Annotated in this window: 9 protein-coding genes and 2 tRNA genes; 10 read left to right on the top strand and 1 reads right to left on the bottom strand. The window is 61.4% G+C overall.

The window, feature by feature from the left end:
* Window positions 1-130 precede the first annotated feature (130 nt).
* The 3 genes from LUN51_RS16935 to nadA all read left to right on the top strand — a co-directional run bounded on the left by LUN51_RS16935 (window position 131) and on the right by nadA (window position 1551).
* Window positions 131-205 (top strand) — tRNA-Lys (locus LUN51_RS16935).
* Window positions 206-239: 34 nt separating this feature from the next.
* Window positions 240-314: transfer RNA gene (locus tag LUN51_RS16940), tRNA-Lys, on the top strand.
* Between the two features lie 205 nt (window positions 315-519).
* Window positions 520-1551, top strand: coding sequence for a quinolinate synthase NadA (nadA, locus tag LUN51_RS16945; protein ID WP_040244595.1), 1032 nt, complete (start codon window positions 520-522; stop codon window positions 1549-1551).
* Between the two features lie 45 nt (window positions 1552-1596).
* Here the strand turns inward: nadA and nadC are convergent, their stop codons facing one another.
* Window positions 1597-2451, bottom strand: coding sequence for a carboxylating nicotinate-nucleotide diphosphorylase (nadC, locus tag LUN51_RS16950; RefSeq protein WP_277812173.1), 855 nt, complete (start codon window positions 2449-2451; stop codon window positions 1597-1599).
* A gap of 154 nt (window positions 2452-2605) precedes the next feature.
* Between nadC and ampD the strand changes: the two genes are divergently transcribed.
* The 7 genes from ampD (at window position 2606) to LUN51_RS16985 (ending at window position 11846) form a co-directional block, all read left to right on the top strand.
* Window positions 2606-3181, top strand: a complete 576-nt coding sequence (gene ampD, locus LUN51_RS16955) for a 1,6-anhydro-N-acetylmuramyl-L-alanine amidase AmpD (protein ID WP_246895399.1) — start codon at window positions 2606-2608, stop codon at window positions 3179-3181.
* Window positions 3182-3493: 312 nt separating this feature from the next.
* Window positions 3494-6184 carry a pyruvate dehydrogenase (acetyl-transferring), homodimeric type gene (gene aceE, locus LUN51_RS16960; RefSeq protein ID WP_277812174.1) on the top strand — a complete coding sequence of 897 codons (2691 nt, stop codon included), beginning with the start codon at window positions 3494-3496 and terminating at the stop codon, window positions 6182-6184.
* Between the two features lie 156 nt (window positions 6185-6340).
* On the top strand, window positions 6341-8416 hold the full coding sequence (gene aceF / locus LUN51_RS16965) for a dihydrolipoyllysine-residue acetyltransferase (protein WP_277812175.1): 2076 nt from the start codon (window positions 6341-6343) through the stop codon (window positions 8414-8416).
* A 293-nt stretch (window positions 8417-8709) separates the two neighbouring features.
* Window positions 8710-9366: an adenylate kinase gene (gene adk / locus LUN51_RS16970; protein ID WP_277812176.1), complete on the top strand. Its 657-nt coding sequence runs from the start codon at window positions 8710-8712 to the stop codon at window positions 9364-9366.
* Between the two features lie 143 nt (window positions 9367-9509).
* Window positions 9510-10196 (top strand): tRNA (adenosine(37)-N6)-threonylcarbamoyltransferase complex dimerization subunit type 1 TsaB, encoded by a 687-nt coding sequence (gene tsaB / locus LUN51_RS16975; RefSeq protein WP_040244583.1) that lies wholly within the window; start codon window positions 9510-9512, stop codon window positions 10194-10196.
* Window positions 10197-10281: 85 nt separating this feature from the next.
* Window positions 10282-11079, top strand: a complete 798-nt coding sequence (locus LUN51_RS16980; protein WP_075370337.1) for an undecaprenyl-diphosphate phosphatase — start codon at window positions 10282-10284, stop codon at window positions 11077-11079.
* Window positions 11076-11846 carry a class I SAM-dependent methyltransferase gene (locus LUN51_RS16985; RefSeq protein ID WP_246921473.1) on the top strand — a complete coding sequence of 257 codons (771 nt, stop codon included), beginning with the start codon at window positions 11076-11078 and terminating at the stop codon, window positions 11844-11846. The genes LUN51_RS16980 and LUN51_RS16985 overlap by 4 nt, the downstream gene beginning before the upstream one ends.
* Window positions 11847-11860 lie beyond the last annotated feature (14 nt).

Genomic DNA, 11860 nt, shown 5'->3' on the forward strand with positions numbered 1-11860 from the left:
GGTCGTTAGCTCAGTGGTAGAGCAGTTGGCTTTTAACCAATTGGTCGTAGGTTCGAATCCTACACGACCCACCATTGGCAAGCGTCATTGAATGGCGTGGTGCGATGATACGTTTCGAAGACCCGGCGGCGGGTCGTTAGCTCAGTGGTAGAGCAGTTGGCTTTTAACCAATTGGTCGTAGGTTCGAATCCTACACGACCCACCATTGCCGCCGACAACTGTCTGAATGGACAGATTATGGGTCGTTAGCTCAGTGGTAGAGCAGTTGGCTTTTAACCAATTGGTCGTAGGTTCGAATCCTACACGACCCACCAGCATTCAACCCCGTCTCGCATGAGGCGGGGTTTTTGCGTTCTGGGCGCTATGCGGCGGTGACGATATTCGTGCGAGCATGATGCTGGCATGCCTGCGTCGACGGGCAGTATCATGACATCGGGTGCGATGTGTCCGCGAAGAGATCGCGGCGCGACGCTTCTCGTTATGCAGGGGGATCCCCTGCCAGTCACAGTGGTAGACACGATGACGATCATGACACCGAAAGCGCCTGAGGCAGCCTCGTCGCTGGTCCGTGCGTACTGCCCGGACGCGACGACTGAACAGGCACGTGCGCAAACCGAAACGATCAAGCGTTTGCTGAGCGAGCGTAATGCCACCTTGGTGGCGCATTACTACACCGACGATGCCATTCAGCAACTGGCCGAGGAAAGCGGCGGTTGTGTGGCTGATTCCCTGGAGATGGCGCGCTTCGGCGCCCGGCACTCGGCCACGACCTTGGTGGTGGCAGGGGTCCGCTTCATGGGCGAGACCGCCAAGATCCTGTCCCCCGAAAAGCACGTGTTGATGCCCACGCTGGAAGCGACTTGCTCGCTGGACGAGGGCTGTCCGGCGGATGAGTTCGCGGCCTTCTGCGATGCGCATCCCGACCGCACGGTCGTGGTTTATGCCAATACCTCGGCGGCGGTCAAGGCGCGCGCGGATTGGGTGGTGACTTCATCGATCGCGATCGAGGTGATCGAGCACCTCCAGGCCCGCGGTGAAAAGATCCTGTGGGCGCCGGATAAGCACCTGGGGCGCTATATCCGCGAGCGTACTGGTGCCGACATGCTGCTCTGGGATGGCGCCTGCATCGTGCACGAGGAGTTCAAGGCCCAGGGCGTGCTGGATCTCAAGAAGGTTTATCCCGACGCTGCCTTGCTGGTGCACCCCGAGTCGCCGATGGGGGTGGTCGAACTGGCCGACGTGGTGGGTTCGACCTCGCAGTTGATCAAGGCCGCGCGCGAACTCGACCAGCAACGCCTGATCGTGGCCACCGACCGCGGTATTTTCTACAAGATGCAGCAGGCGGTGCCGGACAAGACGCTGCTCGAGGCGCCCACGGCGGGCAACGGCGCGACTTGTCGGAGTTGCGCGCACTGCCCGTGGATGGCAATGAATGACCTGGATCGCCTTGAGCGCGCCCTCAGCGAAGGCGGTGGCGAGATTCACATCGAGGCGGCGTTGCGTCAGCGAGCTCTCAAACCCCTGGAACGGATGCTGGCGTTCGGCCGCTGACTGGCGCTCGGCTGCTGAACAGTGGCAACGGCCGCGTGAGTATCGTCACAGCGTTTCGGTACGCACGACGCGCATCGATAGGTCGACGGCTTTGACGTCCTTGGTCAACGCACCGATGGAGATGCAGTCGACTCCGGTGTCGGCGATATCGCGCAGGGTTGCCTCGCTGACATTGCCGGAGGCTTCCAGGCGGCTGCGCCCGGCCGTGCGTGTGACCGCCTCGCGCAGCGTCTCGAGATCGAAGTTGTCGAGCATGATGGTGTCCGCGCCTGCGGAGAGTGCGGCGTCGAGCTCGTCGAGCGTTTCTACTTCTACTTCTACCGGCAGGTCACTGGCGATACGGCGCGCGGCGGTGACGGCTTTAGCAATGCCGCCGCAGGCGGCGATATGGTTTTCCTTGATCAGGAAGGCGTCGTGTAGCCCGAGGCGGTGGTTGTGGCCGCCGCCACAGGTGACGGCATATTTCTGCGCCAAGCGCAGGCCGGGTAGGGTCTTGCGAGTATCCAGCAGTGCCACGCCGGTGTCGGCTACTCGTGCCCTGTAATCGCGCGTGCGCGTTGCCGTACCCGAGAGTGTCTGCAGCAGGTTCAGGGCTGCGCGCTCACCGGTCATCAGACTGCGGGCGGGGCCTTCCAGTTCGAGAAAGGTCTCCTCGGGAGCTAGCGCATCGCCATCGGCGGCATGCCAATGGAGCTTGACGCTCGGATCGAGGCGCCGATAAAGCTCGTCGACCCATGCCACTCCGCACAGCACCGCTTCCTCGCGAGCCACGACGCGTGCCCAGGCCCATTGTTTGGCGGGGATCAGCTGCGCGGTGATGTCGCCGGGGCCGACGTCTTCGGCCAGCAGGCGGGCGGCACTGGTGCGGATATCCTCCGCGAGAGCTTCGCGATATTGCATGTCGGGCGCCTTCCTTTGATATGCGACAATAGGGACATTATATCGGGATCATGGCGATTCGGTCAGGGGTATGCTGGTCATCCGGGCGCGTCCCGCAAAGTATGTCGTGAGAAGTACGTTTCGAGAAGTACGTCCCGAAAAGATAGGAGCAGGCATGCAGGTCGACAATCATTGGCTCACCACTGCGCGACACGTTGTCTCCCCCAATCATAACGCACGCCCCGAGGGGGAGGTGTCGGCATTGGTGCTGCATGCAATCAGTCTGCCGCCGGGGGACTTTGGTGGTGAGGCCATCGAGCGTTTGTTCACTAATCGTCTCGACCCCGTCGCGCATCCCTACTTTGCCACGATTCACGCCTTGCGGGTCTCGGCCCATGTACTGATTCGTCGCGACGGCGAAGCGGTGCAGTTCGTGGGGTTCGACCGGCGCGCCTGGCATGCCGGTCGCTCGCGCTGGTGGGATGGCCAGCGTGAGCGCCGTGAACTCAACGACTTCAGTATCGGTATCGAGCTGGAAGGCGACGATATTCATGCCTATCGCGATGCACAGTATCGCTGTCTGGTGCGCGTATTTACTGCCTTGCGAGCACAATATCCTGCCTTGAGTGTCGAGCGGATGACCAGTCACGCGCATATTGCGCCGTTGCGCAAGACCGACCCCGGCCCGGCCTTTGACTGGGCCTATTTTCGTCGTTGTCTAGAGGAGGCGGTGGACCCAGCGTCCTGCTGAACTGCATGCGTGTAAATTCACTACATCGTGTAAGACTTTGTTGTACCCCTGCGATATCTCCTAAGCGGGCATGGTCAATAAGTATTTTGCAAGTCGCTTGCGGCCTATCGAATTGGCAGCAGACGGCGTTTGCGGTATCGTCGTGCCCTGAATTCGTGCGTCTTGCACGCCCCGCTGTAAGGAAGTTACAGAAAGTTTTCTCGGAGACACGACCCAAAGAAGGTCGCGCCCGCACTGAAGAGCGCCACAGGCCCCATCGCGATGCGTAGACGGGCCATGACCGACATACAATCTTCATTCGGAGAGACGTCTATGAGTCTGGAGGCAAGAAACGATCTCGATCCGATCGAAACCACGGAATGGCTGGATTCCTTGGCCTCGGTCATCGAGCATGAGGGCGAAGAGCGCGCTCGGTATATCATGAGCCGCTTGGCGGATCGTCTGCGTCGCGATGGCTCTTCACCCCCCTTTTCCGGGACCACGCCGCATCGCAATACCATTCCGGTGCATCGTGAAGCTAAGATGCCCGGCGACATGTTCATCGAGCGCAAGATTCGCTCGGCCATCCGCTGGAACGCGATGGTGCAGGTGCTACGCGCCAACAAGAAGCACAAGGGCCTGGGCGGTCATATCGCCAGTTATCAGTCCAGTGCGACCTTGTACGAAGTGGGTTTCAACCACTTCTTCCGCGCAGACAATGGCGACCATAAGGGCGACCTGCTATATATCCAGGGGCACGTCACGCCGGGCATCTATGCGCGTTCGTTCCTGGAAGGCCGTCTGACGCAGGAGCAGATGGATAACTTCCGCCAGGAAGTCGATGGCGAAGCGCTGCCGTCCTATCCGCACCCGTACCTGATGCCGGATTACTGGCAGTTCCCGACCGTCTCCATGGGATTGGGGCCGATCCAGGCGATTTATCAGGCCCACGTGATGAAGTACCTGCATTCGCGTGAGCTCGAAGATATGAAGGACCGTAAGGTCTGGGCCTTCCTCGGTGACGGTGAGTGCGATGAGCCGGAATCGCTGGGTGCGCTGCATTTGGCCAGCCGCGAGAAGCTCGATAACCTGATCTTCGTCATCAACTGCAACTTGCAGCGTCTCGACGGGCCGGTACGCGGCAACTCGCGCGTCATCGATGAGCTCGAAGGTGTCTTCCGCGGTGCTGGTTGGAACGTGATCAAGGTCGTCTGGGGCGGTCAGTGGGACCCGCTGTTCGAACAGGACACCAAGGGCATGCTGCAAAAGCGCATGGACGAGGCGGTCGACGGCGAGTACCAAAACTACAAAGCCCAGGGCGGTAAGTACACCCGCGAGCATTTCTTCGGCAAATACGATGAAACGGCGGAGATGGTCAAGGACTACTCCGACGAGCAGATCTTCCGTCTCAATCGTGGCGGTCACGATCCGCAGAAGGTCTACGCGGCCTACCATGAAGCGGTCAACAACGCCGACAATCGTCCCACCGTAATCTTGGCGCATACCGTCAAGGGCTATGGCATGGGCGGCGGCAGTGGCGAAGCCGACATGGAAGCTCACCAGATCAAGTCGATGGATACCGAAGCTCTCAAGACGTTTCGCGATCGTTTCGGCGTGCCGATCTCTGATGAGCAGATCGAAAGCGGTGACATCCCGTACTACAAGCCTGACGACGACACTCCGGAGATGAAGTATCTGCATCTCCAGCGTGAAAAGCTCGGCGGCTTCTTGCCGGCGCGCAAGAACGACTTCGAGGCACTCGAGATCCCCGGACTCGACGATAAGATGTTCGCTAGCCAGCTCAAGGGCTCCGGCGACCGCGAAGTCTCCAGCACGATGTCCTTCGTGCGCGTGCTCAATGGCTTGGTCAAGAACAAGCAGCTCGGCTCGCGTGTAGTGCCGATCATTCCCGACGAGGCGCGCACGTTCGGGATGGAAGGCATGTTCCGTCAGCTCGGCATCTACGCCGCCGAAGGCCAGAAATACGAGCCGACGGATGCCGGCCAGATCATGTACTACCGGGAGGACCAGAAGGGCCAGATCCTTGAGGAAGGCATCACCGAAGCCGGTTCCATCTCCGCGTGGATCGCGGCGGCGACGGCGTATGCCAACCACCATCTACCGCTGATTCCGTTCTACGTTTATTACTCGATGTTCGGCTTTCAGCGCGTCGGTGATCTGGTCTGGGCCGCTGGCGACCTGCAGGCGCGTGGTTTCATGATCGGCGGCACTGCTGGACGTACGACCATCAATGGCGAGGGCCTGCAGCACCAGGACGGCCACAGCCATATCTTGATGTCGACCGTGCCGTCGTGCCGTGCCTACGACCCGTGCTATGGCCACGAGGTCGCGGTGATCCTGCAAGATGGCCTGAAGCGCATGTTCCAGGACAAGGAAAACTGCTTCTACTATCTGACTGTGATGAACGAGAACTACCCGCACCCGGAGATGCCGAAGGGTAGCGAGGAAGGCATCGTTCGCGGCATGTATCTGCTTCAGGAAGGCAAGAAGGACGGGCGCAAGAAGCAACCACGCGTGCAGCTCATGGGTAGCGGGACGATCCTGCGCGAAGTCGAAGCCGCCGCCGAGATGCTGGCGGAAGAGCACGACGTCGTCGCCGATGTGTGGAGTGTGACCAGCTTCAACGAACTGCGTCGCGAAGCGCTCGAGTACGACCGGCTGCAGTTCCTCGACTACGATGAAAAGCGTGAGCAGCCGTGGGTGTCACAGCAGCTGAAAGATGTCGAGGGGCCGGTCATCGCCTCGACCGACTACATGAAGCTCTACGCTGATCAGATTCGTGCTTGGGTACCGAGTGACTTCCACGTGCTGGGGACCGATGGTTTCGGGCGTTCCGACACGCGTGAAGCGCTGCGTCGTTTCTTCGAAGTCGACCGCTACTACGTCGCCATTCAGGCGCTGCGCGCGCTGGCCAACCGCGGTGAGATCGACGCCAAGGTCGTCCATGATGCCATGAAGAAATACGGTATCGACCCCGCCAAGCCCAGCCCGCTGGTGTCTTGAGCCCCGTTGATGTCTTGGACCGAAAGGTCCCATCAAGGTGCCGCCACCGCCTGAGTGTGGTGGCGGCCATGGCCAGATTGCCTGGTCTGGTCGCGTCAGCCGGTCGGTATCGAGGACCGGAGCGATCAGGCCACCAGATTGGAAAGGAGCGCGACCTTGAGTAGCGAAATCATCAAAGTTCCCGATATCGGCGGTAGCGAAGGCGTCGAGATCATCGAGGTGGCGGTATCTGAGGGCGATGTCATCGCGCCCGAGGACACCATGATCACGCTGGAATCCGACAAGGCCAGCATGGATGTCCCTGCGCCCAAGGGCGGCAAGGTCGTCAAAGTGCTGGTCAAAGAAGGCGACAGCGTCTCCGAGGGCGACGATATTCTCGAGCTCGAAGCGGAAGGCGGTGGCGACGATGCGGGTGACACGTCCTCGCAGGACGAGGATCAGTCACAGGACGAGAACGCCGAGAAGCAGGAAACGGCTGAGCCCGAAAAGGCGACACCGAAGAAGAAATCCACCGGTGGCGGCAAACGCACCGTCGAGATCAAGGTGCCGGATATCGGCGGCAGCGAAGGCGTCGAAATCATCGAGGTTCCGGTCAGTGAAGGCGATGAGGTCAGCGCAGAAGACTCGCTGATCACGCTGGAATCCGACAAGGCATCGATGGACGTGCCGAGCCCCTACAGTGGCAAGCTCGTCTCGCTGGCGGTCAAGGAGGGCGACAGCGTCTCCGAAGGTGACCTGATCGGCAGCATGGAGATCGCCGGCGAAGGTGACGACGAAGACGACGATACCGACGAAGCGCCGGCGGAAGGCGACTCTGACAGTGCCGAGTCGGACGCGGACACTGAGGATCAAGACGCCGGCGAGGATACCGAAGAAGGCGGCGACGAGGGAGGCCGCAAGGAACTCCGCGTCCCGGATATCGGTGGCAGCGAGAACGTGCCGATCATCGAATTGGCGATTAGCGAAGGCGACGAGATCGACGCGGAAGACACGCTGATCACGCTGGAATCCGACAAGGCCTCCATGGACGTGCCCAGCCCCTATAAGGGCAAGGTGGTCGAGGTCTCGGTCAAGGAAGGCGATAGCGTCTCCGAGGGCGACCTGATCGGCTATGTAGAAGTGGCTGGTAGCAAGAAGCCGGCCAAGAAAACCGATGCCGGTAAGAAGACCGACGCTAGCAAAGCGGACCAGAAGGCCGACTCCAGTCAGCAAACGTCTAGCGCTTCCAAGTCGACGCCGTCTACCAAGCAGTCCATGGGTGAGCCGAGTCCCGAGGCGCGTCACAAGCAAGGCGACGATAAAACGGCAGGTGCTCATGTGCATGCCGGTCCGGCGGTGCGCATGCTGGCGCGCGAGCTGGGCGTCGACCTGGCCCAGGTCACGCCCACCGGGCCCAAGAGTCGTGTGCTGAAGGAAGACGTGCAGGGCTATGTCAAGAACGCCCTTCAGCAGCGTTCCAGCGGTGCCGAGAAGGGCGCGGCGCCGAGTGGCGGTGCGGGTATCCCGGCGGTGCCGGACATCGACTTCAGCCAGTTCGGCGAGGTCGAGGAAAAGCCCATGGGTCGCCTGATGAAAGCCGGTGCGGCCAACCTGCATCGCAGCTGGCTCAACGTGCCGCACGTGACCCAGTTCGACGAAGCGGATATTACCGAGCTCGAAGCCTTCCGCAAGTCGATGAAGGACGAGGCCGCCAAGCAGGACACCAAGCTCACGCCGCTGCCGTTCATGATCAAGGCCTGCGCCTATGCCTTGCAGAAGTTCCCGCAGTTCAACGTCAGCCTGAAGAGCGACGGCGAAACGCTGGTGCAGAAGCACTACGTGCACATCGGCATCGCCGTGGACACGCCGGACGGGTTGATGGTGCCGGTGATCCGCAACGCCGACCAGAAATCATTGATCGACCTGGCCAAGGAATCGGTCGAGCTGGCCGGCAAGGCGCAATCGAAAAAGCTCAAGCGCGAGGAGATGAGCGGTGGCTGCTTCACCATCTCCAGCCTGGGCTCCATCGGCGGGACTGCCTTCACGCCCATCGTCAACGCCCCGGAAGTCGCCATCCTCGGCGTTTCCAAGGCGCAGACGAAACCGGTGTGGGACGGCGCCGAGTTCGCACCGCGGTTGATGATGCCGCTGTCGTTGTCCTACGACCACCGGGCAGTCAACGGCGCCGACGCGGCTCGCTTCACGGCCTTTCTGGCCCAGGCGCTGAGTGATATTCGTCGCCTGCTGATGTGATCCAAGCGCGTTCACGACGCGACGTAAGCGGCCCTCTCGGGGGCCGCTTTTTTATGTCGCGACAAACGGAGCCGGCTGTCAGGCGCGCGACGAAAGTACAACGCTTCAGGCAACTCCATGAAAAAAGGCGAATTATGGTGCTTGGAACCGGACGAGACCAGGGCGGGCGTGCTTGTGCCGCTCGAGTCGTGCAGGTATCGTCATGGGCCATTCCCACGGCGATGGCGTGTGCTTCATGGAGCATGCCATGGCTAATAACGAACATGTGATGACTCGTTCAAGGAGCACTATCGATGCGTTTGATCTTGTTGGGCGCCCCAGGCGCAGGCAAGGGCACCCAGGCCCAATTCATCTGCGAGCATTTCGACATTCCGCAGATCTCCACCGGTGACATGTTGCGTGCGGCGGTCAAGGAGGAAAGTGAACTGGGACTCAAGGTCAAGGAGATCATGAACAGCGGCGGGCTGGTGTCTGACGATATTATCATCTCGCTGGTCAAGGAGCGTATCGCCCAGCCGGATTGCGCCAACGGTTTCCTGTTCGATGGTTTCCCGCGCACGATTCCCCAAGCCGATGCCATGAAGGAAGCCGACGTCAAGCTCGACCATGTGTTGGAAGTCGCCGTGGATGACGAAGAAATCGTGAAGCGCCTGGCCGGTCGCCGGGTGCATCCGGGCTCGGGGCGTGTCTATCATGTCGAGTACCAGCCGCCCAAGGAAGAGGGTAAGGATGACGTGACGGGGGAAGCAATCGTGCTGCGCGACGACGATCAGGAATCGACCGTGCGCAACCGCTTGTCCGTTTATCATGAACAGACCGAGCCGCTGGTGAAGTATTACCGCGAATGGGCGCAGCAAGACCCGCAAAGCGCGCCAACCTACCACCGTGTGGAAGGTACCGGCAGCGTCGAATCGATCCGCCAGCAGGTGCTCACAGCGCTCGAAGGATAAGTATCTGTTCCTACCGCGCGGCGTCCCTGGCGCCGCGCAATGACGACCTGCGTCAAGATTGCATCGGGCGGTGCGCCGGGCGTTTTGCCAATGACTGGTGGCACGTTTATAGTGCGTGCTCACCCGCTGCTCAATGATCGCCGATGCCTACTCTGTTGGCCCTGGATGCCTCTACTAGCGCCTGTTCTTGCGCCCTGTGGCGCGATGGCCATGTCATCTCCCGTTATCGTGACGCCCCGCGTCAACACACCCAGCTGCTGATGCCGATGGTCGATGACGTGCTGGCCGAGGCAGGCGTCGGTCTCTCCGATCTCGATGCGTTGGCTTACGGTCGTGGGCCGGGCTCGTTCACCGGCTTGCGTATCGCTGCCGGGACGGCGCAGGGGCTGGCTTTCGCACTCGAGTGTCCCTTGATCGGCGTATCTACTTTGGAAGCCCTGGCGCTTGCTGCGCATCGGCGTCTCCATGCGCGCTATGTGGTGGCGGCAATGGACGCGCGCATGGACGAGATATACGCCGCTGCCTATCGTTGCCACGACGGCACGCTCGAGCCACTCGTGGAGGAAGCCGTGTTGATACCGGAGCGGTTGCGCCTGCCTGCGGCCTTTCACGATGTCGACTGGGTTGGCATCGGCTCGGGCTGGACCTTACGCGAGCGTATGCCCGTCGAGGTGCAATCGGCGCTCGGCCAATGCCTGAGCGAGCCGCAGCCTGCCGCCGAAGACATGGTGCGACTGGCGGCACAGGCCTGGGAGGCGGGGGAGCGTCCCGCCGCCGACGAGGCGGTCCCGGTGTATTTGCGCAATGAAGTGGCGTGGAAACGCGCCTAAGCGTTTCTTAAGCTCCCGAGAATAATAATGGCGTGCTCGCACGCTCGTACGCAGCGTCATTTTTTCGTTGCTTCAAGGACATTTCATGGATTGGTTGCACGTCGTTGCGCTGGCCATCATTCAAGGCCTTACCGAATTCCTGCCCATTTCGTCATCCGCTCACCTGATTCTCCCGTCGCAGTTGCTGGGCTGGCCCGATCAAGGATTGGCCTTCGATGTGGCTGTACATGTCGGCTCGCTCGCCGCGGTGGTGCTGGTCTTTCATCGTGAAGTGACTCGAATCGTGCGTGATTGGGTGGCGCAGTGTCGCGGCGGGCCGGCAACGCCGGAAAGCCGCCTGGGCTGGGCGGTGATTATCGGGACGCTGCCGGCCGTGGTCATCGGTTTCTTGCTGGAAAACGTCATCGAGTCGTACCTGCGTGCCTCGTTGGTGATCGCGATCACCACGCTGCTCTTCGGTTTGCTGCTGTGGTGGGCGGATGTACGCGGTAGTCGCCGCCATGCGTTGACCGCGATGTCGCTGCGCAATGCGCTGATCATCGGGCTCGCCCAGGCTTTGGCATTGATACCTGGGACGTCGCGGTCGGGGATTACCATTACCGCCGCCTTGCTGTTGGGCTTTACCCGCCAGGCCGCCGCGCGTTTCTCGTTCTTGTTGTCGATCCCACTGATTCTTGCCGCTGGTTCGCTCAAGGGCATTGAGCTTGTCGAAGCGGGCGAGGGTGTGGCCTGGGGCACGATCATCGCGGGGACGCTGATGTCATTCGTCGCGGCGTGGCTGTGCATCAAGTTGTTTCTCGCCGCGCTGGATCGCATCGGCATGCTGCCGTTCGTCATCTACCGTCTGATTCTGGGCATCGTTCTGTTGGTGTGGGTTGCATGAGCGAATCCGTCGTCGCCATGGGCGAGCCATTGCGCGACCTGGCCGCGCGGCTGGGGCTGCCTTGGCAAGCCGAGGGCGACGCCAACGCTGCCTTGCGATTGGTGATGACGCCTGAAGGATTGGCGCTATCGGGCGAGGCGCGGCGCTACGGTGCGCCGATTCGGGTCGACTTCACCGCCGGCAAAGTCGCGCACCGGCGCCGCTTCGGCGGTGGGCGTGGGCAACTGATCGCCAAAGCATGCGGACTGGCGCACGGTGTGACGCCGAGCATCGTCGATGCCACGGCGGGGCTGGGGCGTGATGCCTTCGTGCTGGCGAGTCTCGGCGCCGAGATTTTATTGATCGAGCGCGTGGCGGCGATATACGCCCTGCTCGAAGATGGCGTGCGGCGTGCCCGAGCGGATGAAGAGGCCGCCGAGATCGTGGCGCGCATGCGGGTGGCGAATGGCGATGCCGCGCGTGAGCTGGCGACGCTGGTGGCGCTTCACGACGTTGCGCCGCAGGTGGTGCATCTCGACCCCATGTTCCCACACCGTGACAAGAGCGCGTTGGTCAAGAAGGAGATGCGCGTCTTCCGCGAACTGGCCGGTGACGATGACGACGCGTCACGTTTGCTGGAGGCTGCCCTGGACGTTGCTACGCACCGGGTAGTGGTCAAGCGCCCCCGCCGCGCGCCGCCGCTTGAGGGCCCGGCACCCGATCACGTGCTCGAGGGCAAGACCAGTCGCTACGATCTCTACGTGCATCGCAGCCTGAAATCCGCGTGACGATAATTTTCACG

This window comes from Chromohalobacter canadensis, assembly GCF_029544075.1.
GTDB classification, from domain to species: domain Bacteria; phylum Pseudomonadota; class Gammaproteobacteria; order Pseudomonadales; family Halomonadaceae; genus Chromohalobacter; species Chromohalobacter canadensis_A.

Excerpts from the sequence above, each read along its gene's own strand:
- aceE (WP_277812174.1), top strand. The coding sequence starts at position 3,494 with ATGAGTCTGGAGGCAAGAAACGATCTCGATCCGATCGAAACCACGGAA.
- tsaB (WP_040244583.1), top strand. The coding sequence starts at position 9,510 with ATGCCTACTCTGTTGGCCCTGGATGCCTCTACTAGCGCCTGTTCTTGC.
- ampD (WP_246895399.1), top strand. The coding sequence starts at position 2,606 with ATGCAGGTCGACAATCATTGGCTCACCACTGCGCGACACGTTGTCTCC.
- nadA (WP_040244595.1), top strand. The coding sequence starts at position 520 with ATGACGATCATGACACCGAAAGCGCCTGAGGCAGCCTCGTCGCTGGTC.
- LUN51_RS16980 (WP_075370337.1), top strand. The coding sequence starts at position 10,282 with ATGGATTGGTTGCACGTCGTTGCGCTGGCCATCATTCAAGGCCTTACC.
- adk (WP_277812176.1), top strand. The coding sequence starts at position 8,710 with ATGCGTTTGATCTTGTTGGGCGCCCCAGGCGCAGGCAAGGGCACCCAG.
- LUN51_RS16985 (WP_246921473.1), top strand. The coding sequence starts at position 11,076 with ATGAGCGAATCCGTCGTCGCCATGGGCGAGCCATTGCGCGACCTGGCC.
- nadC (WP_277812173.1), bottom strand. The coding sequence starts at position 2,451 with ATGCAATATCGCGAAGCTCTCGCGGAGGATATCCGCACCAGTGCCGCC.